This is a genomic window from Alphaproteobacteria bacterium (assembly GCA_030680745.1).
Taxonomy (GTDB): domain Bacteria; phylum Pseudomonadota; class Alphaproteobacteria; order JAUXUR01; family JAUXUR01; genus JAUXUR01.
This window is the reverse complement of sequence record JAUXUR010000069.1, coordinates 1-23446: the sequence shown is the minus strand read 5'-3', so window position 1 is coordinate 23446 and position 23446 is coordinate 1. Positions and strand designations below refer to the sequence as shown.

Here is a 23446-nt window from a genome sequence, read left to right as displayed (position 1 = left end):
ATAAATCGATGTAATTATGTTAATTTTTTGCTAGCATTTGTTATAGATTTAATTGGTTAAAAGTGTCGTGTACTATGATATGCAAATTGCTGATGAAAAAACGCTGAATTACACACAAGGTTTAGAACATGTAAAAACTCTTAAAAGAGATTACAAATCTATCAAAATTGTTTTTCACGAAATAATTGAGGAAGGAAATAAAGTTGCAACAAGACATACTGGTCATGTAATAAAAGGCGATGATTCTGAAGTAGAAGTAGATGTAATGGCTATTTTTGAAATTAAAGACGGAAAAATTATCGGTTGTCGTGAATTAACGCGCCTTGTAAAAGGTAGCAAGGCTGATGAAGATATTGGTTCCCGGCATTAATTTATTCTAAAAAGACCCTTCTTCTTATCGAAGAAAGGCCCTTCAACTTTAAAATAACCCGCCCAAATTTCTTCGAGCGCAATTATCTAGATTATGAGGCAAAGTCTAGAAAAGTCGAGAACCGGCACGGCGTGTACTTGAGTACATGAGTACCGGAAGACGCAGACTTGACGACGAATTTGCCCATAATATGGATAATTAATCGTCAGCTTTGTCTTTGCTCGCTTCTTTTGCCTTACTTAATGCTGCACCAAGGATATCTCCAAGACTTGCACCACTATCAGCAGAACCGAATTCAGCCATTGCTTGCTTTTCTTCTTCCAATTCACGCGCTTTAATAGAAAGTGTTAATTTGCGTGTGGAACGTTCGATTGACATGATTTTTGCGTCAACTTTTTCGCCAATCGCAAAACGATCAGGACGTTGTTCACTTCTATCACGTGCTAAATCTTGCTTCTTAATGAAACCAACAAGACCATCAGCGCTTGTTATTTCAAGGCCAGCATCAATAACACCTGTGATTGTACATGTAATCACATCACCCTTTTTAATGTTCTGAACACTCGATTCAAAAGGATCATCGGTTAATTGCTTAACACCAAGGCTGATACGTTCTTTTTCAACATCAACATCAAGCACTTTGACTGTGATTGTGTCGCCCTTCTTGTAATCAACAACAGCTTGCTCGCCGGTTTTTTCCCAAGAAAGATCAGTTAAATGAATCATACCGTCGATATCGCCTGGTAAACCAATAAACAAACCAAATTCGGTAATGTTCTTGATTTCACCAGAAAGAACGGTGCCAGCTGGATGATTCGTTGCAAATGCAGACCATGGATTTTCGTAACATTGTTTAATACCAAGGCTGATACGACGTTTTTGGGATTCAATATCCAAAACCATGACTTCAACTTCTTGGCTTGTCGCAACGATTTTGCCTGGATGAACGTTTTTCTTGACCCAGCTCATTTCTGAAACGTGTGCAAGACCTTCAACGCCTGGCTCAAGTTCAATAAACGCACCATAATCAGTAATATTAGTGACACGACCTGTCAATTTTTTACCGATAGGATATTTTTCTTCAACATTTGCCCAAGGATCAACTTCAAGCTGTTTCATACCTAAAGAAATACGACCTGATTCTGAATTGAAGCGAATAACTTGAACGTCAACACTTGCACCAAGAACCAATACTTCAGAAGGATGATTAATACGACGCCATGAAATATCAGTCACATGGAGAAGACCATCAACGCCACCTAAATCAATAAACGCACCATAATCAGTGATGTTTTTGACAACGCCTTTAAGGACTTGACCTTCAGAAAGGTTCGAAATAAGTTCTGACTTCGCTTCGGCACGCGATTCTTCAAGAACGGAACGACGCGATACAACGATATTGCCACGTTTACGATCCATTTTAAGGATAATAAAGGGTTGTGGATTGCCCATTAATGGACCTAAATCGCGGATCGGACGAATATCGACTTGGCTTGTTGGCAAGAACGCAACAGCACCTGATAAATCAACCGTAAATCCACCTTTAACTTTACCGAAAATAACACCAGTCACTTTTTCAGTCGCTGTAAATGCTTTTTCGAGAACTTCCCATGCTTCTTCGCGACGTGCTTTTTCACGACTTAAAACGATTTCACCGTCAGAACCTTCAAGGCGCTCAAGGTAAACATCGACATCGCTACCAATGGTCACATCATCTTTATGTTCAGAACTTGAAAATTCACGTAAGGCAATTTTGCCTTCTGATTTAAGTCTGACATCAACGATGACAAATTCTTTTTCGATCGCAACGATACGTCCTTTTAAAACAGAACCTTCAGTAACAGATTGTTTTGAAAAGGATTCATTCAAAAGATCAGCAAAGCTTTCTTTTTTGAATTCAGGGGCTAGAGTTGATTTATTGTCGGTCATTAAAATTATACCTGGTTAAAGTGATTGTTATGATTTAAACGGCTTCTCTCATCTCATCATGGATCAAATATTCTCTTTTACGGGTAATAAAAGAAAAAATCTTTTCTAGAGCAAGATCAATGCTTAAATCGGTTGTATCAATGTAAAGTGCGTCAGAAGCTGGCATAAGCGGCGCAACAATGCGTTGCATATCGCGTTCATCCCGTGCCTTCAAGTCACGCAAAATCTCACTATATATACTCTTTTGTTCGCCTTGAATCAACTGATTATGTCGCCTCAAAGCCCGCGTTTCTACATGAGCTGTGACAAATATTTTACAATCAGCTTCAGGAAAGATAATTGTACCAATATCACGACCATCTAAAACGGCACCTTTATAAGGATAAGGTGGATTATTGCCAAAATCACGCTCATATTGAATCAAAATATCTCGAACTTCAGGAATACAAGCAAGAAGCGATGCTATATTGCCTACTTCTTCTGATCTAAGTTGTGGATCGCCAAGCGAATAATTTGCGATTTTTTTAGCAATTTGAATGATTGCTGAACGATCTTCAGGATTAATCTGTTTACAGATCACCTGATATGCAATTGCACGAAAAAGAAGCCCTGTATCCAGATAAGCAAAACCTAGACGCTCGGCAATCCGAGATCCAATAATACCTTTACCTGAAGCAGAAGGCCCGTCTAACGCAATAATCATTCAATGCTATCCCAAATTTTTAAAAAAGAATGTTACTTTAAGTCATTATAACATATAGACTGTCTGATTGACCAGAAAATTCAATAAATATAATTTTAACTTTACGGAAAACAACTTATCTTTTATTCTTTTATAGAAACAAAAAATAAAACCATATAGGAAGGAACCTTGAAATGAAAAAATATTTTAAATTGATACCAAAAGCATTTTTTTTAACTTCAATACTTTACACAAGCCAAGCTTTATCAAACCCTGCTCCTTCAACGGATGCAACCTCACAAGCTGCTGTTTCACCAAAAGCAAAACTCTTTGAATCTGCAAAAAATGCTTGTGAAAACGACTATAGAGACATACTTGGCTTTGAAGTAAAAAAACGCCATGCACTTGGTTCTGATCACAACGCGGTTTATGATCAATTCAAGAAAGAAAGTCAGGACCTTGCTGCAAAAAAAAATAAAACTCAAAAAATTGCAGAAAGTAGTGCAAAAACAAATGCAGCAAGCTTTGATAGCGATTTAAATAATTATCGCGCTACCTGCAGCGATATATCACTTTTAAAAAAACGAATTGTTGAAGCCGGTCTAAGACTCAAGTAAAAAATTGTAACATATTAACGCTATAAACACTTTAGTCCATAGACTTTAGATTCATACAAAGAGCAATAAGCGAAGTATGTCCTTTATACTTGCGCGAATAACTCAGATCTATCAATCAAAGTCTGTCGATTATAGTGTTTTTATGCACCAAGAAAGAATTGACATTCTTCAATGGATTTGCTTAATATACACCGTTAAATGTACAAAAATACAGTAAAATGAAGAGGACTAAAAGTGGCTAAAGTTGAATGGGGTATTAAACGTTTTTGTCAGAAATGTCATGCCAAATATTATGACATGCAAAGGAACCCTATCACTTGTCCCAAATGTGGTACTGTTTTCCAGCTTGAAATTCTAAAATCACGTGATGATGCCAAGGTTGATTTTGATGTTGAAGAATTAGCAATCATTCCCGATATTGATCCAACTGAGTTAGAAGATTTCGAACCCGAAGATATCGAAGAAGCAGTTGATATCAAAGACATTGATAAAGAAGAAAAACACAGTTAAGTATTTTTAATACTCAAAAAAAAACGCTCGACTCGAATCGTTATCCTGGATCAAGATAAAAAAAGTAAAGCTTTACATCTTGATCCAAGACCCAAATATTATTCATAACCAAATTTCACGTCATAATTTAAATATCAATTCATGCAAATTTCATCATATATAATTCTTAAGTCCATATGAATTGATTGTTTAGTCTATTCTATACCACACATTTACATATCAAATATGTATTTCATGCCGTCTTGAAACTTTTTCTTTACACCCTCATTGCGCACAAGCACTACAATCTGATTCTTTAAATCTATTACATATAAAAAACATATCCCGTTTTCTGAAATGTAGTGCAACACCTTAGAAATTGTATGTTGAAAAATACAGACACAAAAAGAGATTGCTATGAAATCACACAAACAATTGAGTTAGAAGAAAGAGTAAAAATAGCACAATTTTTTATTGACTATTTTTTTTAATCTTAACCATTTCTTAAACATTTTATCGATACACTAATAATAGATAAATAATTAATGCGTGGAGGAAGAAATGAAAAAAATATTAGTTACGTTTTCGGCGATGGCTATGATTTTCATGTGGGGAAAATCTGAAGCAGCAGTTGTCGACAAAGCAATGCACAAAGGCGAGATGCATAAAGCATTAGAAGGCGCACAAAAAATAAAAGAACACCCAAAAGCCACTAAAGAAATGCGTGATCATGCTATGGGCGTAAAAGGTGAAGCAAAAGAACGTTTAGATGTGCACGCAAAAAGAACGGGTGACATGATGTCAACCAAACGTAATGAATATTACAAAGGTAAAGTGAAGAAAGTGAAAAAAAGTAAAAAAATGATGGCTAAAAAAGAAATGCCTAAAAAAAATATGGTTAAAAAAGTGAAGAAATAGATAAACAATTAACGTGTGGAGGAAGAAATGAAAAAAGTAATATTTGCGTTTTCAGCAATGGCTATGATTTTCATGTGGGGAAAATCAGAAGCAGCAGACGCTGTTGGGGTAGGTTCATCAGTTGAGGCTGTAAAACCAATGGTACAAAAACCAATGGTAAAGAAACCGATGGCAAAGAAGCCAGCTAAGATGAAAAAAGATGGGGATGCAACTTTATTTAGTATGAAATCTGTAACAGATAAAGTAAAAAGTGGTGCGAAAAAAGTAAAAAAAGTTGCTAAAAAAACTACAGTTTCTGCTATGAAACTTGCACAACAACATGGACCAAAAGCTGTTGAGCTTGTTAAAAAACATGGACCAAAAGCTATGGATTTAGTTAAAAAACACGGTCCTGATGCAATAGCCTGGATGCACGAACATGGGCATGCAACTGTTAAAAATTTGATTGATCGTCATGGCGATCGTCTTGTTGGTTTGGCTATGGATCATGGTCCAAAAGTGATGGACGCTGTTAAAAAATATGGTCCAACAGCACTTGATCTTATAGGTAAAGGTGGAAAAGTGGCACTTGATATGATGATGGCTAAATAACTCTATAACTCTCTAATAAACAGCAAAAAGGGTGCATGAAAATGCGCCTTTTTTGTTGTAGAATTATAGATTATTATGCATCTGTTTTAGGCACAGGCATCGCCATAAAATCAATACCTTCTTCTTTTAAAGATTTCATTTCGTCTTTGGTTGTTTCACCGTAAATACCGCGTTCTGCTTTTTTCTCGCCATAATGGATTTTACGTGCTTCTTCAGCAAAATTTTTGCCTACATAATCGCAATTTTTAGCAACTTCTTTTTGAAGCTCACCCGCAATTTTTCGTAATTGTTCAAGATTTTTGTTGTTTGTGTTTAAAACAGCTTTTGATTGTTCAGTTTTAGGATCAGCTTTGGTTTTTGCTGCAGCATCTTTCGTGTTGTTTTTTAAAATGCGAATTGGCGCAAAAACCATATCAATATCGAAAGATCCACAAAAGGGGCACTCAATTTTTTGTGCTTTTTTTTGGTCTTGAAAAAAATCACTGTTTTTAAACCATGATTCAAATTGATGGTTATTGTTACATTTTAAATCGTAAATAATCATTTAATACTATGCCTAAATTATTTTTTGGTATTAGAAAAATAAGGAAGCAATATGAAAGTTGCTTATATTTTTCTTGATTCAATTATAAATCTAAAGCCATATAATCTCAATGTTTTTAATAGGATTAAAACACTATAGTCGATAGACATTGGAAGGATCATCGTCACACCTCACTTATGTATATAAGGATACATTTCGGTTGTTGTTCCTTGTCTACTTCTCAAGTCTATTGACTATATATTCATAGATAGAAGATTAATGCATGAAGATAAAGATAATTGCATTGCTCGGAATTTGAAAAATTAATCTTCTTCAAATTCTTTTGCAATGCATACGTATTTTGTCTAACTTAGTACATATTGATCAATTCTAGATAAGCAGCAATCATCAAAATATGCAGTTTAAAGGAATCACTATTTATAAATTGTGCTAATGCGAATATAGGGTTAATTGAAACTTTTTGGATAATTTCCTCATGTGAAGAAAAAGAAACGCGATTTCCAAAAATTTTTTCTAAGTCAATTTTACCTAAATCATCTTCTTCGCAATTTATTTGAATATTTGTATTTTTTAATTTAAGTATAGAAAGAGAGTCTCTTAAATTTCTTAATGATGAAGGTAGGCAAAGAAGATTTTTGTTTTTACTGAGATCAAGAATTTTTAATTTTGTTAACTTGCCTATTGTATGAGGTAATGTTTCAATTTGGTTATTGGAGATAAAAAGTTTTTTTAATTCACTTAATTCCTCTATTGTATTCGGTAAAGTTTTTAGCTGATTGTCAGAGAGATCAAGCTCTTCTATTTCGCTTAGTTCTTTTATTTCATCGGGCAAGTTTTCAATCTGGTTGCTTGAAAGATTAAGATCTTGTAGTTTTGTTAATTTTTTTAGTACATCAGGCGTGATTTTAATTTGGTTGCCAGAGAGATTAAGTTTTTTTAATTGACATAATCCGCCTGTTATATGCGGTAAGAATTCAATTTTGTTGTTAGAGAGATCAAGTTCTACTAAGTCATTAAATCCTTCTGTTATGTCAGGCAGGGTTGAAATTTTGTTGTCATAGAGTTCAAGTATTTGTAACTGTGAGTTTCTAAGTGTATCGGGAAATATGTTGATATTATTGCTAAAGGCATAAAGTGCATATAATTGATTTAATTTTGAAATTGTTTCAGGTAATGTTTCGATCTTGTTTCCATAGATTTGAAGTGTTTCTAATTTTGTTAAATCCCCTATTGTGTTTGGTAAATTTGAAATCTCATTTTCAGAGATATTAAGTACTTTTAATTTTTTTAATTCGCCGATTGTGTTTGGTAAAGTTGAAATCTTGTTTTCAGAAATATCCAGTTCTTCTAAATTTATTAATTTTCCTATTGCATCAGGTAGATTTTCAATGTTGCTCTCACTGAGATTTAATTTTCTGATCCAGATTAATGAAGAACAAAATTGTTCTATATTGTTTTTAATGTAGTTGGATTGATCTGTTGAGAGATTTATAATTTTACCAGAAAGTATTTTCTTTTTAAGAGATGTTTGTATTTCTTTAGTTGAGCTTTCTAAGAATGTATCTGTTAGATTTTCTTTTTCTGTATTTGTTAAAAATGCATTTGCTTGAAATGTAAATATATTGAATGCAAGTAATAGTAAAAATTTATTCATGACGGATCCTTTTTTATTAAATTTTTTACATTTCGATAAAGTTTTTTTATTATCGCTATGTTTTTTAAAAACAATTTTAAAATTATTTTTAACTGACAATATAGAAAAAAAATAAATTGTCAATATTTTAAACATGGTTCTGATGGCTGATTAATTCTAAAACAATTATAAATAATAATAGTACAGATAAGATGCAAAAAAAGGATTTGTACAATGAAAAAAATATTACTACAAGAACCAATGAAAAAGTTTGGATGTTGAGGGTCGTTCAACGAGGATAATTTTTTTAAGTTTTTTATCTTGACTATATATGAGGTAGGAACATCATGCAGATTATAAAGCTACAACAATTTTTAAAATCGGGGCCAATTTAAAGCAAACTGTCCCCGATCGTAAAAAATATAGTTTTTTAGTTGTATTATTTAGGTACACCACTTGTTGTTGGAGCAACTTTTTGATCTGGAACTGGTGTTGTTGTTTTGGATAACGGCGCTTTTTTGGGTGAAATTAATGGTTTTTTTGGCATGTCGGGACAATTGCAAGGTGCTTTAATGCACATGCATTTTGGTGCGATAGTAGCTTTCGGTGGATCTGCTGCAAAAGATGCCGTATTTATCATGCAAACAGAGCCTACCATTAATAATATCTTACTTAGTTTCTTCATGTTGACCTCCAAAAAATATGTTTCGTTATTATTATATTTTAGTATTTAAGTGTTAATATTATATTAAAAAAAGTATTTGATTGTAGGGGTTATTGAAATTTCAAGATAAAATTTTTGTTTGTGGATGTAAGGCTGGATCCCGCGAACAAGTCGCGGGACGTAGGAAGTTGCTGCAGTTTTTTGTAATAAAAAAAGGGTTAAGCGCCTTTTGCTTGCGTTTTTACTTCAAGCTTTTTAGGAATATCCAATTGAATATGAAGCTCTTTTAAGCGTTCAGGCGTAATGGTTGCTGGTGCTTGCATCATAAGATCCTGCACTTGTTGGTTCATCGGGAAGGATACAACCTCGCGCATATTAGGTTCGTCTGCAAGAAGCATGACCATGCGATCAACACCCGGGGCACAACCACCATGCGGCGGGGCGCCAAACTTGAAGGCGTTTAGCAATGATCCGAATTGTTGTTCGACGACTTCAGGGCCATATCCTGCAAGCTCAAAAGCTTTGTACATAATTTCTGGTTTATGGTTTCGAATGGCGCCACTGGCGAGTTCGATGCCATTACAAACGATATCATATTGGAAAGCTTTGATGCTGAGCGGATCTTTTGTTAGCAATGTTTCCATCCCGCCTTGTGGCATTGAAAAAGGGTTGTGGCTGAATTGAATAAGATTTGTTTTTTCATCCAATTCATACATCGGAAAATCAACAATCCAGCAAAATTTAAAGGCTGATTTATCAATAAGATCCAGATCTTCACCTAGTTTCTTACGGACAGCGCCTGCAAATTTTTCGGCGAAAGATTTTTTGCCGCATACAAAAAAGAGAGAATCACCTGGCTTAACGCCTGATTTTTCTTTTAATTTCTGAATACGATCTTCGGTTAAAAATTTGGCAATAGGGCCTTTAGCGCCTTCTTGATCGAATTGAATATAACCAAGGCCACCAGCGCCTTCAGATCTTGCCCAATCATTTAATTTATCAAAAAAGCTTCTGGGGTTCGATGCTGTATTGGGTGCAGGAATCGCACGCACGATTTGGCCAAGCGCTACATTTTTAGCGAATAATCCAAAGTCTGATCCATAAAATGCCTCAGTCACATCTGAAATGATTAAAGGATTGCGTAAATCAGGTTTATCGCTACCGTAAATAAGCATTGATTCATCATAAGGAATTTGCGGGAAGGGTGGTTTGGTAACTGCTTTTCCATTGGCGAATTCGTTATAAACACCTGATAAAACAGGCTCAATCGCATCAAAAACGTCTTGTTGTGTTACAAAAGACATTTCAAAATCAAGCTGATAGAACTCGCCTGGTGATCTGTCAGCACGTGCGTCTTCGTCCCTAAAGCATGGCGCTATTTGGAAATAACGATCAAAGCCTGACACCATAAATAATTGTTTAAACAATTGTGGTGCTTGGGGTAACGCATAAAAATGTCCAGGATGAACACGACTTGGTACCAAATAATCACGTGCGCCTTCAGGCGAACTGGCGGTTAGAATCGGTGTGTGAAATTCAGTAAAGCCTTGGGCGATCATATGTTTACGTAAGCTCTGGATAACGCCTGCGCGTAGCATAATGTTTTTGTGCATACGTTCGCGGCGTAAATCCAAATAACGATATTTTAAACGAATATCTTCAGGATAATCATCCTCGGTGTTGACGGGTAAGGGGAGTGGCTCTGCTTCAGATAAAATATGCGCATCACTCACTTTAAGTTCAATTTCGCCTGTAGGAATCTTGTTATTGATCGCATCAGTTAAACGCGCAACAACTTTACCTGTCACACAAATGACGGATTCTATTTTAACTTGGTCAAGCAATTTGAAGCAATCTGATGTTGCTTCTACAACGATCTGTGTGATGCCATAATGATCACGCAAATCGATAAAAAGGAGCTCTCCATGATCGCGTTTGCGATGTACCCAGCCCGAAAGGCGAACAATTTGATTTAAATTTTTTGTGTTTAATGCACCACAAGTGTTTGTTCTATAAGGATGCATAGATTTTTCTGCGATCACGTTAACGCCTCCAAAAACGTCTTAAGACTTGTCTTCTTTCAAAATGAACTGTAACATACTGTTTATGACATTGATTTCAACAACAGAAGAGCTGCTTCGACAATGCCAACCACTTTACGCGGTTGAGTATATCACAATTGATACTGAATTTATCCGGGAATCGACATTTTTTCCAGAACTTTGTCTCATTCAGATCGCAGGTCCCGAAAAAGCTTTTGTGATTGATGCATTATCGCCTACATTATTGTTGCAACCATTATTTGATTTATTGCAGGAACCAAAGGTTTTAAAGGTTTTTCATGCAGCGCGTCAAGATATTGAAATCATTTACCATTTAAGCGGTAAAATCCCTCAATCAATTTTTGATACACAGATTGCAGCCATGGTTTGTGGTTTTGGTGAATCTGTTAGTTATGAAACATTGGTGATGCAGCTTATTAATAGAAAGCTTGATAAATCACAGCGTTTTACAGATTGGCGCTTAAGGCCATTGACGGATAAGCAAATTGAATATGCTTTAGGTGATGTTGTATATTTACGCCAAGTTTATACAAAATTACAAAAAAAAATAGCGCGGAATGATAGGCTTGATTGGCTTAAAGAGGAAATGGATGCTTTATATGATAAAAAGCTGTATTTCCCACATCCGGAAGATGCTTGGTTAAAGTTAAAGCCCAAAAAAGTTGATTCGAGATCATTGTGTGTTCTTAAGGAACTTGCTGCATGGCGAGATTTAGAGGCAAGACGCTTAAACATTCCACGACGTCATGTATTATCAGATGATGTATTGATAGAACTTGCAGCAAATAAACCAAGAACTACAGAAGACCTGCAGATAAGTCGTGCTTATTCAAAGAATTTTCATAAATCGTCTATGGCTGAAACGTTGTTGGCTATTATAGAAACATCTTTGCTGATTCCAGAAGATTTATGGCCTAAAAAAGAGGCATCTTTTGAAGGCGTAGATCATGGGTCTGCAGCCTTAGATATGTTGAAATTAGCATTGAAGTTGATTTCGGACAAAGAAGGTGTTGCGTCTAAATTAATTGCAAATGTAAGTGATTTAAAACGTTTGATTCGTAAAGATTATAAAGATGAGTCAGAATTACCGTTACTTCATGGTTGGCGATATCAGATATTTGGTGAAATGGCAGTTGGGTTGCTTAATGGGGTTTATTCTCTGGGACTAGAAAACAACCAAATTAAGTTTTTGAAGAAGTAAATAATAAATAAAGAATATGCTGATACATCGTCATTCCTTGTCTGATCATGTTCTTAATTACTATCACTATTTGTCTATGAAATCAGTTGTATCGTCTTCGTCAGTTTTGTTTGCAAGGAATTCAAGAAAATTATAATAATCCTTGTCTTCTTGTTCTTTGTTTAAAAGTGTTTGGCTGTAATCAATGGCATTTGAATTAGGTCCAAGTTCTGCATCTGCTTTTTTATCGGGTGATCTAGATTCTGCAACATTTTCATTGTCTTGATCAATCTCTTGAATGTTAGTAGATTGTGTTTCTGCATTTAGTAATGCTTGTTTATGACGTTCGATAAGATCGTTGATAATATTTTCTTGACGGCGCAAATCATTTGTTTGGTTGATATTGTTCATCATGTTAATAGAATTAACGGATCTTACATGGTTAATGTAATTTATATAATTTAATGAATTTGTGTAATTGAATTGTATTGTGTAATTAACATCGTTTAATAAGTCAGCATTATTAATATAGTTAATATGATTAATATAATTCATTCGTTCAAATTCATTTGCTTGATTAACATTAAAAATATTATTTTGTTGATTAATATAGTTTATGGTGTTGAATAAATTAAAATATTTAGTTTTTTCTTCTATTATTTTTTTTTCAAGTTCTTCAACTGTAGAAAAATTGTCTTTTTTGATAATTTTATTTCGTGAATCAATATCCTCATTGTTATTGTTATTGTTATTGTTATTTTGTTGAAATTCATCAAATTTTCGTTTTTCAGTATTTTTCCCAGCTTCAGCAAGGTTTAATGCGCCTGTTAAAAATAGTAGCGCTATAAATGATAAATTTTTTAAATTCATTTTGAATTCCATATGTAGTAAATTTTATTGAATATAAGTAGTAATACTCAAAAAATACATTTTCGTCAATATTTATGTATTTTTAAAATGAATTAAAGAATTTATTAATTAAGTTAATAATAAGTTAACCAAATTTTTTCTTGTAAAATATCAATTTGTTTTCCTGGATCTGGCTCGAGTCTTTCAGACTCTTACTGCTCCAGGGAAACAAAAAAAATGACGTTTTTAAAATGACTATTTACAGTCCTGTATATTCCGCATCGAATTTTAATTAATTTTATCCAATCTTTCTTACGCCTAGTGATGAGGAAGAAGATCCTTCACATTGGGGTGTTCTTGTTTGTTGTGCATGATAAATCATCCTACTAATTTGAGAGATATATCCTGCTAAATTTTTATTCCCTGAAGCTATTGCTGTATTACCTACTTTACAGGCAAGGGCAAAAGGATTTTTACGCGTAAAAATACAAGATGTAAGTAACATTGAAAAATCTTGAGGTGTAGCGCTTTTTGCAATTTCACATAGATCATCTTCAGAAATTAATTTATGTCGTTCTAAAGATCGAATAACAGTAACGGAATGTGCAATTTTGGAGGGCAATTTGTATTTTTTAAACGCATTGGATAATAAAGATTTATTAATATGTTCTCCTAAGCAATCAAGTATAATCTCTAACGCTAGTTCGTTATCGCATTCAAAACAAACATCAATGAGTGTCTTATTTGTATACGCACATTTAGAAAAAAGAGTTTTAATTTTTTTTTGTATGTCAGCTGATAGATATGCTGATGCATTCTGTAGTGCAATTTTAGGGAGATAAATTTTTAGTTGCTCTAAAACAGTATAAGCATCAAAGTCATTGTTTTTTAATGCGTTAATGTCATATCTAATTTTTTCGAGAATAATTTTTATAATATCTAAATTATTTTTTTTCACTAATCTATGAACTAATGATCCATGGAAATTATGATATTCATAGAAAAAATACGCCCCCAGACAAAGGTGATTTTTCGTCAAAACATAGTGAAATAAATCAGGGCAATTTGATAAAGCGATGAGGTCTAGTAATGTGTAAGGGTCGTGAGCTTCTTGATTGTGAGGCTCCAAAAGATCTTTTGTAGTTAAGTTATTAATTTCATCAATAATATCGCTTAGTTCTCCGAAATTAAGATATCGTTCGCCTGTTACACTAAAAGCTTCGTATATTTTGTAGCGTATTTGACGGTCTTGTAGCGGTAAAGAGCGAAGAAATCTTCGAATGAAAAAATCATCAAAAAGAAACCCACGTTTAAAGAATTCTTTTAGAACAAATAGCGATTCTTCTATGTTGCTCAAGTTAAAATTGTATATATCTATCGCCTTTATATATTGGCTTTCTTTTGCGTAATTTGGCCCTTTTTTGTTTTGACATAATTTAAAAACATAAGGATCAATTTTTTCTTCCCATCCTAAAATTTTTTCAGTTACATCACAAACAGTTTTATCTTGAAAAGCATGAATAACATTTGCATGTTGGGGTTCAAACTCCATTTGAAAAATATTTTGTTGTTGTAAAGAAAATTTAAGTGTTTCATCCATGTGAGATTCTATAGAATTTAGATTATCTATAAGCCAATCATCAAATAATTCAATAAATTCAAATAAATTTTCTTGACAATAAGCGAGTATTTTTTCATTTTCTTCAGATTGGTCCTCCGAATCTGATGATTCACCATCCTTATCCATTTTAGATTCTAAAATTAATGCTTTAATATCTTCTTCATTTACCGTTTCAAAAACGCCAACAAAAAGGTGGGCTAATATTTTAACTAAGTTGACAATACTAGCTTTTGCTTCGTGATCACCCTTTAGATAAATAACATTTGGTAAGGCTGAAACCAGCGATGCCCATTCATCTCTGGCATCTTGTGTATTTTGTAATGAGGCCGAATTATATTTCTCATAAAATATTCTGATCGGTGCATCCGGGGGACAAAGATGGTCAGGAATAATATATTGTGCTTTTGACGGATTATATATTAAATATCCGATCATATTTCGTATTGCTGTTTCCATACAATCAGAAAATTCTTGATTTTTATAATTTGCTCGGCCATATGTTAGTGGTAAAGGAAATGTAGAAAAGAAAATTTTATCCCCAAACAACAAATATGAAGCAAAGCTTGGTTTTTTAATCAGATCTTCCCATTCTTGTGGAATATTTTTTAAATTTGATGTTAATTTTTTATAATTTTCAGAAGTGAATGACGATTCTTTATTTCCTAAACTTTTTTGACTGAAATATGCAAGATATTCATTTAAATCTTGGGCATTATCAGATTTTTTCCATAAGAATGCTAATAAAGTATGCTCAATGATATATTTAGGATATAAATCTGATTGATGCGCTTCAATCAAAGCTTGAATAAGAATTTCTTTGAATAGTTTGAGTGATTTACAACTTTTTGAATTAATGTACTTATTTACATATTCAATATCACTCAATATTTTTTTTCTACATGATGATTTATAAGATGAAAATGCATCTTTCTTAAATTCATCAATCAATATTTCGGATAATCCATTACTGAACTCTTCTGAGTTATATACATAATTTGCATCTATGATCGTACGAATGAGCTTTGCAATTGTGCTTGGTTTTAATTGAGATACTGGATTACTTAAAATTTGATTAGGAATAAAATTACGCATATCAAATGATGGGAATAAGCATTGGATAAAAGAAGCTACGTGATCGTGAGGATAATCATCCAGTGGTCTTAAGGAAAAATCCATTATTTTTATGCCTTCTTTTCGAAGACCGTAATTTCCAAAAAAACGCCAATTCTTCAAAAAGCTTCTATTTGCAATATATCCATATAATGGTGACGCACGCTGTAATTCGGTATCAGCAATGCAAAGGTCAACATCTTCTAAAACTTCAAATTTCGGTTCAGCATGCACAAATACTTCTGAAAATAAAGTAAAAAGCATGAAAATGAAGAAACGAATAAACATTTAAACTCCTTTGTTTAATTTTTATAGATTTTATACATATTTTTTATTAAAATGCAAATGTTTTTTGTATTATTTTTAATAAATTATGAATACAAAATACTAACTTATTAAAATAATTATAAATATTTATTTGTGTTTTATAATGTTAGTAAAAATTAATTTGTTCTATGGTATTTTTTATTAAAAATCGTACTCTCTCTACGTCCAGAAACTATATAATTACTCATAAGTCTTTTAATGTATTGATATTTAATATTATTTTTAAAATAGTATTATTTGGTATTTAGAAAATCAGCCATCAAATTTCATGACTGACTATACCCAAATGCTTTGGAAATGTAGATTTTTAGGCATGAGATTTGAGATGATTTTTGATGCCAAAAATTACAACAGGTAATAGATTTACCTTAAGAAATTTTTGGCTCAAAAAGCAGCCAAAGGTCATCGGCTAAAAACGGTAGTATCAGATCATTTGGGTATATATTAAATTAAGAACACGCAGACGAATTGCCGCAGCCACCACCATTAATCATCATTGGTATATTGAGAAAGGCAGGTAAGCCAGAAGGCATCGTCATATTTGGGTGTAATGAAAATAAAGTTGTATTTTCATGATTGGGGTCATCATGTTTTACTTCTTTTGATTCGGCCACATGTCCATTTTTATCTTTTTTAATATGGTATGTCACAACATGTTTAGTTGCAGGTTGTTTAAGGAGTTCAGCATCTGCTTTTGATTTTTCGGCTGGAACGGCTAGTTTTTTATCCATTACAGCATTATGAGCATGTCCTTTTGTTTTATGCTCAATATGTGTAGGTGTAAAATGGGGCGTGCCATCAGGTCTTTTACGAACTTCGTAAGTAACTTTATGTTCTGTTGTATCGGGTTGAGCAGCTTTTGTTTCAGTTGCAATTAAAATGCTTAGAAAGCTTAAAAGCGTTACAGTTTTTTTTATCATTTTTGTTCCTACCTAGTTTTTGTATTGTTTTCTCAAGCACTTTATATTATTCAATCAAAAAAACAAGAAAACAATTTTGTAAAATGATAATCTTAGGAAAATAGTATGATTTGATTCGCAAGATTTTTTTTGATATATTTTTAATTGCAATGGGCTAAGGAGTTATTTGACTCTATCTAAGTATCAAATATGTTGATAGCTTTCTCTATGTTGGTGGGAACATCTTCCACGATAATTCAAAAAAATAAAAAAATAAATATTATACACGACGTTTAACAATTACGTAATAAGGTTATGATGATTAATACGCTAAAAAAAAAGATTTATTTTCTTGTTATTTTTTTTGTTTTGTCAGGCAATGTGTTTGCTCTTAATTTAGAAAAAGAGATTGCCTATTATAGAGACATAAAAAAGCCACTTGAAGAATTCCTTGAAGATCTTAATGAGTTTCGAGAAACTACTCCAGGTATTATTTTTCGGACTCCATCGAAAGATGATTCATTGGGGGATGAAACATTAGTGGAATTTGATTATAAATCATCATGTTACTATGCGAATCATTTTATGGAGCTTTATGATTTTTATGCTGAAAGATTGTTTTCTCTTCTATATGAAGGTGTAGATAATCCATTTTTTATTGAAAATGAAGAAACTTTATTTATTAGACAAAAAATAATTGATGCTATTGAATTAATCATGGATGAATTATTAGGCTGGGCAAAAGCCTATTTAAAGTCAGAAAAACTTGAAAAAATTAATAAAATGTCACAACCAAATATTGGGTATAAAGGAACATTAAAACTTGTTCAAAAGATTAGACAATTTGTTGAAAAGCACGAGACTATTTTTAATCGTATTTACGTTCATGAGAGAGATATTATTATTTTTTCTGAGTCGGTAAATAATGATGTTGAGCCAAAGCTTGTGCCTGCTCTTAATTTACCAATTTTAAAATATGAAGATATTAAAAAATATTGTGAACGGGTTTTAAAGCACTTTGATGTTGTTACAGCTTTTTATGTAGAAAAGTACAGTATGTTGTTGAGCGAAGACAATGAAAAAAAATTTGTAAAAAAAGATAAAAAAAAATCTAGACTTGACAAATCTACATGTAAAAAGAAAGAAGATGTAGTTGTTGTTGAATCTAGCGTAATTAACACAGATAATGCGCCGCCGATAAAACGAAGAAGTTCTTTATTACAATCTTTAAGTCCAAGATCAAGAACGCAAAGTCTTAAGAAAATTTTAATAGATAGGATTGATAAAGAAGATTTGGAAGTCGAAGTAAAATCCACAGAGACTAATACAAGTGTTGAATGTAATGCTGAGGAAATTAAGCCAATAAAAAAAAGAAGCTCCTCTACTTTAAAAGTGTTAAGCCCAAGAGGTAATAGTGTGAGTGTTAAGAAAACATCAGTTGATGCATTTGATCATAGAGCTAATTCAGATTCGCTAGTGCAACCTTCCAGAGTGAAAGCAACACCAAGATCTCCGAGTGAAGAAGATTATATACCTCGTAACAGAACAAAATCTCTTACGCATAAGGATACACATATTGCTTCGATAATTGAACAATTGGATGTAGAGCTTAAAACCCATGATAAGTTTATTAACCCTATGAGTCCTAAGAAAGTTCCTGCTGTTAGCGTACCTTTAGGTTCTGTGGATGAAACGATCGATAAAACGTCCCCAGTTATTACGCCTCGTGATAAAAAAATACTTAAAAAAGAAAAAAAAGATAAGAAGGAAAAAGAAAAACAGCTAAAGAAAGAAGAAAAGAAAAAAAAACATTCTGTAAAGCCTGTTGACAAACGTCAATCATCTGGGCTTTATAGAAAATCAAATGACGAATAAATTTAGGTAATATGGTGCAAGATTCACATCACACTCATTCGCACGAACATCACGGGCACCATGATCATCATCATGGGCTTCCGATGAAGGGTGAGAAACGTCTTTTATGGGCGATGATCTTAACGGGTAGTTTCATGTTTGTTGAAATTATCGGTGGGCTTGTTTCAGACTCATTAGCCTTATTGTCTGATGCTTTTCATATGCTTACGGATTTATTTTCGCTGATTTTGGCCTGGCTTGCGATTAAGATTAGTCAAAAACCATCGGATCATAAACGATCATACGGCTATCACCGAATTGAGGTTTTGGCAGCTTTTGTGAACGGCCTATCATTGATTGTTGTTGTTGGTTGGATATCAATTGAAGCCTTTCACCGTATGTTTGAGCCACACCAAGTTCAGGGCAATATAATGCTTGTTGTTTCGGTGCTTGGCTTATTAGTGAATTTAATTTCGCTTAAAATATTGCATCATGCCCATGAAGAAAATTTGAATATCAAGGGTGCTGTTGTCCATGTGATCGGCGACTTATTGTCTTCTGTGGCGGCCATTGTTGCTGCTGTCGTCATTTTGTGGACAGGTTGGATGCCGATTGATCCTATTTTATCAATTTTGGTTGCATTGCTTGTTTTACGGAGTGCTTGGACTTTAGTTAAGAAAGCAGGTCATATCCTTTTAGAAGGCGCGCCAGATAAATTTGTTGTGGATCAAGTGACTGAATTTTTAAAAACAAATTTTAAAGAAATTATGGATATTCATCATATTCATATTTGGTCGCTCACAACGAATAAACCCATTGTTACAATGCATTTAGCGGTACAAAAAGGGACGGATCATGATGATTTATTATTGAAAAGTAAAAAAGCATTGGAACTTGAATTTGGCATAGCGCATTCAACGATTCAAATCGAAACAGAGCAACATTGCCCTGATAGTGTTGAAGGTCATATTTGCTAAGCGTAAGTAGTGTTATAGTCGATGGCATCGGAAGGATACATCGTCACGCCTCACCCAATGTATATAGGGATACACTTCGTTCGTTGTTCTTTGTCTACCTCAAGTCTATTAACTATTAATCTACGGGACAATTTTTATTTTCATGCTAAAAATTTGCCCGCACACTTTTGTTTTCCTGAGCGCCTTGAAGCAAAGCTTCGAAGGCAGATTCAGGATCTAACACTAGATACATGCTCGAAGAGCATGGCAAAATTATTTAAATAACGGTATGATCTGCGATCATGATTGTTAATTGGACCCTGAATCCTACTCGAAGCTTCGCTTCTCCCCTGTTCAGGGAAACAGCTGGTATTTTGTAGCTACTGCTCAAAATTAAATTTTTGTCGCGTAGAATGATCAACTGTAGTTGACTGACGCGTAAAGGGAAGGGGGCTTAGGCCCCAGTGTAAAAAAGAAAAGGGCTTACGCCCCTGTGCAAATGCGATCAATTAATTGTTGGACAGTAGGAATGAATCCATTGGCGTAAAATGGATCTTTAGCAAATCGATAAGCATTATGCCCTGCAAACATCAATTCATTGTCAATAGAACCGCCATGGCTTACAGAATAGAGTGTTTTTTGGATACAGAATGAACGCGGATCAGCTTTTTTGCCTGTCGTTAAATCGCCATGTTGTGACCAATTGCTGAAAAGACAAGCGCTTAAACAGCCCATGCAATCAACTTGATCTTTGCGAATTTGAAGTGCGTTTTCTCTTTCCACAAAAATGATGGTGCCATCAGGCGTTTTAAGTGCTTCTGTAAATCCTTTGGACATCCAGTCAAGTGCTTTTTGACGATCAAGATCTGTCACAAAAACTTCACGTCCACGTGGGCCTAAAGGTAAAGGTGTTGTAAAGCCTTCTTCGGGCATTGATTTGTAGATAATTTGACGTGAAGAGCGACTCATTAATTCGAGCAAAAAATTATTCTTAACAGCAGATGAATAAAAGCCTGTTGGGCTAAAAGTCTGCAGCAATACATCTTTATCTTCAAGCGTTAATAATTTTTGCTTCCATGCGTCTGAAATGGTGCTTTCTTGCGTTAATAAAGGTCTCGTACCGAATTGAAACGCCATGGCGCCTAAATCAGGATTATCAATCCAATCGGACCATTCATTTAAAGCCCAAACACCGCCTGCCATGATGATAGGAATATTTTCGACACCTTCTTCACGCATTTGTGAACGAAGGGCTAGAACACGGTTATAGGGTGCTTCTGGCACCAATGGATTTTCGCTATTGCTTAAGCCATTATGACCACCGGCAAGCCAGGGATCTTCATACACAACGCCGCCTAAGAAATCTTTTGTTTTGGAATAAGCACGTTTCCATAAAGCGCGGAATGCGCGTGCGGATGAAACGATAGGATAATAATAAACTTCTGCTTTTGAGCAAATCTCGCCCATTTTATAAGGCATACCAGCGCCACTCGTGACACCATGAATAAGGCCTTTGGCACCTTCTAAAACGCGGTTTAAAATTTCTTCAGCGCCCGCCATTTCCCATAAAATATTCATGTGGATGCGGCCTTTGCCACTGGCGCGTTCAAATGCTATTTTGGCTTGGGCGATCGCACCTTTGACGGCATGTTCGATAAGCTCTCGGTGACGTTCGACACGCGTTTTGCCTTGGTAAATAATCTCGACTAATTTGCCTTTTTCATCGTAATAATCTGCATTCACACCTGAAAAAGTACCAACGCCACCGGCCGCAGCCCAAGCGCCTGCGCTTTCACCAGTTGTTACAGAAATACCTTTGCCGCCTTCAATGAGCGGTAGTAGTTTTTTACCTGACAATAATAGTTCTTTGAGTGAGATCATTTTTCTTCCTTAGTTAAACTTTACCATTAGATATAAGTAAGAATTTTAATATTACTAGAGTTCTAATGACATAGAATTGCGTAAAATTTGATTTGCTTCTTTTGTATAGGTTCTATCTTCTTCATGAAGAACGAGACCATTCAAAAGTCGCGAAGGTGCAAGGCTATTTTTTTGAAATCTTATTAATACTCTTTTAGCATTTTGTCCTATTTTTGACCATAGTGGAAAAAGCCTCACACTATGTTGTGCAGGAAATAAAGATCCTAATAGGGAAGGTATATCATCAAAAGGGAAAATTATATATAGGAAACCTTTTGATTTTAATAGCTTAAAACAATTTTTTATCCATTCGGATGTTGATAGATTAAGATCATGATGGGCTAAAGCTTTTTGAGCAATGGGTGATATATTAGATACATTTTTTTTAAAAAAGGGTGGATTTGAGATAATTGTTGTATAGGATTCAGGGTGTTTTTTGGCGTAATCAAGAAGATCCGCCTCAAAAAAATGAACACGATCAGCACATTTGTTGTCGATTGCGTTATATTGTGCTAGGGTAATCATATCTTTTTGAATATCAATGCCTTCGATTTCTATTTCTTTTAATCGGTGCGCAAGACACAAAGATATAGCCCCTACGCCACAACCGATATCAAGGATTTTTCCTTTAATAATATCAACGCTTGCGGCTAAAAATATAGGATCAATAGCAACTTTGTACCCATGAATGGGTTGTTTCAAAGATACAGTTTTATTTAAGAGAAAATCTTGACGAAAATCCAAACTCATAGTAGCTCTTTATAAAATAAACGAATTTAGCCTGAATATAAGGAATATAGAGGTGCCTCTCAATCTACAAGCAAAAAAATTTAAAAATACCTCTGATCTTCGTGAATCTGGCAATCCAGTTGATGTATTGCATCATCTTCTTTTTGACGATATGGAAGCCGTTAATGCGTTAATTATAGAGCGACTTCAAAGCAATGTGCCTCTTATTCCTGAATTAGGCAAACATTTAATTGAATCTGGCGGTAAACGTTTAAGGCCATTGCTGACATTGGCCAGTGCACATTTATGTGGCTATAAAGGTAGACATCATATACCCCTTGCAGCTTCCGTTGAATTTATTCATACAGCAACATTATTACATGATGACGTTGTCGATCAAAGTGATTTAAGACGTGGTAAAATCAGTGCTAATGCCCTATGGGGTAATAAGCCCAGTGTGTTGGTTGGTGATTTCTTATTTAGTCGTTCTTTTGAATTAATGGTTGAAGCGAACTCTATTGAAGTTTTGGCCATTCTTTCTAAGGCATCAAGTAAAATTGCAGAAGGTGAGGTTGCGCAGCTTTTGACAACGCATAATCTTGCAACAACAGAACATGATTATCTTAAAGTTATTGAATCAAAAACGGCTCAGCTTTTTGCAGCAGCGACCAGGTTAGGGCCAGTTCTTGCAGATTTTGAAGAGCTTCATAAAGATGCACTTGAAAAATACGGTCTTTTCTTAGGGACAGCTTTTCAGCTTGTGGATGATGTACTTGATTATAAAGCAGATGATCCTTTGTTGGGTAAAAAAATGGGCAATGATTTTAAAGAAGGTAAGGTAACATTACCTATTATTATTGCGTATAAAAATGCTGATTTTAAAGAAAAACTATTTTGGAAACGCACTTTTGAAGAAGGCAAACAAGACCCGTCAGATTTAGAAGAAGCTGTTGCGTATTTTCATAAATATAATGCATTTGAAAAAACGATCGAAAAAGCGAAATCTTATCAAGCAAAAGCATTGGATGAATTGGAATATTTTGCAGGTTCACCAATCCAGGATGCCTTAATTGAGCTTACCAATTTTGTCGTGAATAGAAGTTATTAGACATTAAACAATTGTTACAAATATAGTGGAATAACTGGAAAACATTTAAGTTGAAGGGCATCATTCTCCCCCTCCTACGCCCGCGGCTATATCATTGACCCACCCCCTTCCTACGTCCCGCGACTTGATCCTGAGAGATCCACACGAATTTAAATACAGCGAAATCCTAGGATGTCGTCGTTGCGATGAGTCGAAGACGAAGAAGCAATCTAGAAAATAGCCTTTCAAAAGCTATAAATGTTGATTTTAGGGCTGGATCAACTATGTTGTGAAGTTTTTTAAGGAGGGGCTCATTGCCGCCCCCAAGCTGCGTTGCAGCTTTCCCCGCTAGGATATTTACAGCAAAAAAAATGAATAAATAGTGTTTTTGAATGATTTTTGAGTATTTTTCGT

General features: G+C 34.3%; 21 protein-coding genes. 9 read left to right on the top strand and 12 right to left on the bottom strand.

Annotated elements, in window-relative coordinates:
- Positions 1 to 67: 67 nt before the first annotated feature.
- A complete protein-coding gene (locus Q8L85_07945; GenBank protein MDP1724618.1) occupies positions 68 to 370 on the top strand; it encodes a nuclear transport factor 2 family protein in 303 nt (100 codons plus the stop codon).
- Positions 371 to 568: 198 nt separating this feature from the next.
- Here the strand turns inward: Q8L85_07945 and rpsA are convergent, their stop codons facing one another.
- Both rpsA and cmk read right to left on the bottom strand, forming a co-directional pair.
- Positions 569 to 2299, bottom strand: coding sequence for a 30S ribosomal protein S1 (rpsA, locus tag Q8L85_07940; GenBank protein ID MDP1724617.1), 1731 nt, complete (start codon positions 2297 to 2299; stop codon positions 569 to 571).
- Between the two features lie 34 nt (positions 2300 to 2333).
- On the bottom strand, positions 2334 to 3002 hold the full coding sequence (cmk, locus tag Q8L85_07935) for a (d)CMP kinase (GenBank protein MDP1724616.1): 669 nt from the start codon (positions 3000 to 3002) through the stop codon (positions 2334 to 2336).
- A 173-nt stretch (positions 3003 to 3175) separates the two neighbouring features.
- Between cmk and Q8L85_07930 the strand changes: the two genes are divergently transcribed.
- From Q8L85_07930 to Q8L85_07915, 4 genes are all read left to right on the top strand, one after another.
- Positions 3176 to 3598, top strand: coding sequence for a hypothetical protein (locus tag Q8L85_07930; GenBank protein MDP1724615.1), 423 nt, complete (start codon positions 3176 to 3178; stop codon positions 3596 to 3598).
- A 234-nt stretch (positions 3599 to 3832) separates the two neighbouring features.
- The gene (locus Q8L85_07925) at positions 3833 to 4108 is read left to right on the top strand and encodes a TIGR02300 family protein (GenBank protein ID MDP1724614.1); all 276 of its coding nucleotides are present in this window, start codon (positions 3833 to 3835) and stop codon (positions 4106 to 4108) included.
- A gap of 540 nt (positions 4109 to 4648) precedes the next feature.
- Positions 4649 to 5005, top strand: a complete 357-nt coding sequence (locus Q8L85_07920) for a hypothetical protein (protein ID MDP1724613.1) — start codon at positions 4649 to 4651, stop codon at positions 5003 to 5005.
- A gap of 27 nt (positions 5006 to 5032) precedes the next feature.
- Positions 5033 to 5596, top strand: coding sequence for a hypothetical protein (locus Q8L85_07915; GenBank protein ID MDP1724612.1), 564 nt, complete (start codon positions 5033 to 5035; stop codon positions 5594 to 5596).
- 73 nt (positions 5597 to 5669) lie between these two features.
- Here Q8L85_07915 and Q8L85_07910 read toward each other — a convergent pair whose 3' ends face one another.
- The 4 genes from Q8L85_07910 to aspS form a co-directional block, all read right to left on the bottom strand.
- Positions 5670 to 6140: a DUF1178 family protein gene (locus tag Q8L85_07910; protein MDP1724611.1), complete on the bottom strand. Its 471-nt coding sequence runs from the start codon at positions 6138 to 6140 to the stop codon at positions 5670 to 5672.
- Positions 6141 to 6489: 349 nt separating this feature from the next.
- A complete protein-coding gene (locus tag Q8L85_07905; protein ID MDP1724610.1) occupies positions 6490 to 7794 on the bottom strand; it encodes a leucine-rich repeat domain-containing protein in 1305 nt (434 codons plus the stop codon).
- A gap of 418 nt (positions 7795 to 8212) precedes the next feature.
- Complete coding sequence (locus Q8L85_07900) at positions 8213 to 8458, bottom strand: hypothetical protein (protein ID MDP1724609.1); 246 nt, start codon at positions 8456 to 8458, stop codon at positions 8213 to 8215.
- A 197-nt stretch (positions 8459 to 8655) separates the two neighbouring features.
- Positions 8656 to 10461 carry an aspartate--tRNA ligase gene (aspS, locus tag Q8L85_07895; protein ID MDP1724608.1) on the bottom strand — a complete coding sequence of 602 codons (1806 nt, stop codon included), beginning with the start codon at positions 10459 to 10461 and terminating at the stop codon, positions 8656 to 8658.
- A gap of 82 nt (positions 10462 to 10543) precedes the next feature.
- On the opposite strand from aspS, the gene rnd reads away from it, so the two are divergent.
- Positions 10544 to 11701, top strand: a complete 1158-nt coding sequence (rnd, locus tag Q8L85_07890) for a ribonuclease D (GenBank protein ID MDP1724607.1) — start codon at positions 10544 to 10546, stop codon at positions 11699 to 11701.
- Between the two features lie 66 nt (positions 11702 to 11767).
- Here rnd and Q8L85_07885 read toward each other — a convergent pair whose 3' ends face one another.
- From Q8L85_07885 to Q8L85_07875, 3 genes are all read right to left on the bottom strand, one after another.
- Entirely contained in the window at positions 11768 to 12550 is a 783-nt protein-coding gene (locus tag Q8L85_07885) for a hypothetical protein (GenBank protein MDP1724606.1), read from the bottom strand.
- 277 nt (positions 12551 to 12827) lie between these two features.
- Positions 12828 to 15548 carry a hypothetical protein gene (locus Q8L85_07880; protein ID MDP1724605.1) on the bottom strand — a complete coding sequence of 907 codons (2721 nt, stop codon included), beginning with the start codon at positions 15546 to 15548 and terminating at the stop codon, positions 12828 to 12830.
- A gap of 488 nt (positions 15549 to 16036) precedes the next feature.
- Positions 16037 to 16507 (bottom strand): hypothetical protein, encoded by a 471-nt coding sequence (locus Q8L85_07875; protein MDP1724604.1) that lies wholly within the window; start codon positions 16505 to 16507, stop codon positions 16037 to 16039.
- 297 nt (positions 16508 to 16804) lie between these two features.
- Here Q8L85_07875 and Q8L85_07870 point away from each other — a divergent pair, with 297 nt between their 5' ends.
- Complete coding sequence (locus tag Q8L85_07870; protein MDP1724603.1) at positions 16805 to 18361, top strand: hypothetical protein; 1557 nt, start codon at positions 16805 to 16807, stop codon at positions 18359 to 18361.
- 14 nt (positions 18362 to 18375) lie between these two features.
- Complete coding sequence (locus tag Q8L85_07865) at positions 18376 to 19317, top strand: cation diffusion facilitator family transporter (GenBank protein MDP1724602.1); 942 nt, start codon at positions 18376 to 18378, stop codon at positions 19315 to 19317.
- A 462-nt stretch (positions 19318 to 19779) separates the two neighbouring features.
- On the opposite strand, the gene Q8L85_07860 is transcribed toward Q8L85_07865, so the two are convergent.
- A complete protein-coding gene (locus Q8L85_07860; protein MDP1724601.1) occupies positions 19780 to 21177 on the bottom strand; it encodes a nitronate monooxygenase in 1398 nt (465 codons plus the stop codon).
- Between the two features lie 54 nt (positions 21178 to 21231).
- Positions 21232 to 21966 (bottom strand): methyltransferase, encoded by a 735-nt coding sequence (locus Q8L85_07855; GenBank protein ID MDP1724600.1) that lies wholly within the window; start codon positions 21964 to 21966, stop codon positions 21232 to 21234.
- Between the two features lie 52 nt (positions 21967 to 22018).
- Between Q8L85_07855 and Q8L85_07850 the strand changes: the two genes are divergently transcribed.
- Positions 22019 to 23053: a polyprenyl synthetase family protein gene (locus tag Q8L85_07850; protein MDP1724599.1), complete on the top strand. Its 1035-nt coding sequence runs from the start codon at positions 22019 to 22021 to the stop codon at positions 23051 to 23053.
- Positions 23054 to 23219: 166 nt separating this feature from the next.
- Here Q8L85_07850 and Q8L85_07845 read toward each other — a convergent pair.
- Positions 23220 to 23446: hypothetical protein (locus Q8L85_07845; protein MDP1724598.1), on the bottom strand; the 227-nt coding region annotated here is incomplete at its 5' end.

Bases quoted from the DNA above. Each gene is read 5' to 3' on its own strand.
- rpsA (MDP1724617.1), bottom strand. From the start codon at position 2,299: ATGACCGACAATAAATCAACTCTAGCCCCTGAATTCAAAAAAGAAAGC.
- cmk (MDP1724616.1), bottom strand. From the start codon at position 3,002: ATGATTATTGCGTTAGACGGGCCTTCTGCTTCAGGTAAAGGTATTATT.
- Q8L85_07930 (MDP1724615.1), top strand. From the start codon at position 3,176: ATGAAAAAATATTTTAAATTGATACCAAAAGCATTTTTTTTAACTTCA.
- Q8L85_07920 (MDP1724613.1), top strand. From the start codon at position 4,649: ATGAAAAAAATATTAGTTACGTTTTCGGCGATGGCTATGATTTTCATG.
- Q8L85_07915 (MDP1724612.1), top strand. From the start codon at position 5,033: ATGAAAAAAGTAATATTTGCGTTTTCAGCAATGGCTATGATTTTCATG.
- Q8L85_07910 (MDP1724611.1), bottom strand. From the start codon at position 6,140: ATGATTATTTACGATTTAAAATGTAACAATAACCATCAATTTGAATCA.
- Q8L85_07905 (MDP1724610.1), bottom strand. From the start codon at position 7,794: ATGAATAAATTTTTACTATTACTTGCATTCAATATATTTACATTTCAA.
- Q8L85_07900 (MDP1724609.1), bottom strand. From the start codon at position 8,458: ATGAAGAAACTAAGTAAGATATTATTAATGGTAGGCTCTGTTTGCATG.
- aspS (MDP1724608.1), bottom strand. From the start codon at position 10,461: ATGCATCCTTATAGAACAAACACTTGTGGTGCATTAAACACAAAAAAT.
- rnd (MDP1724607.1), top strand. From the start codon at position 10,544: ATGACATTGATTTCAACAACAGAAGAGCTGCTTCGACAATGCCAACCA.
- Q8L85_07885 (MDP1724606.1), bottom strand. From the start codon at position 12,550: ATGAATTTAAAAAATTTATCATTTATAGCGCTACTATTTTTAACAGGC.
- Q8L85_07880 (MDP1724605.1), bottom strand. From the start codon at position 15,548: ATGTTTATTCGTTTCTTCATTTTCATGCTTTTTACTTTATTTTCAGAA.
- Q8L85_07875 (MDP1724604.1), bottom strand. From the start codon at position 16,507: ATGATAAAAAAAACTGTAACGCTTTTAAGCTTTCTAAGCATTTTAATT.
- Q8L85_07870 (MDP1724603.1), top strand. From the start codon at position 16,805: ATGATTAATACGCTAAAAAAAAAGATTTATTTTCTTGTTATTTTTTTT.
- Q8L85_07860 (MDP1724601.1), bottom strand. From the start codon at position 21,177: ATGATCTCACTCAAAGAACTATTATTGTCAGGTAAAAAACTACTACCG.
- Q8L85_07855 (MDP1724600.1), bottom strand. From the start codon at position 21,966: ATGAGTTTGGATTTTCGTCAAGATTTTCTCTTAAATAAAACTGTATCT.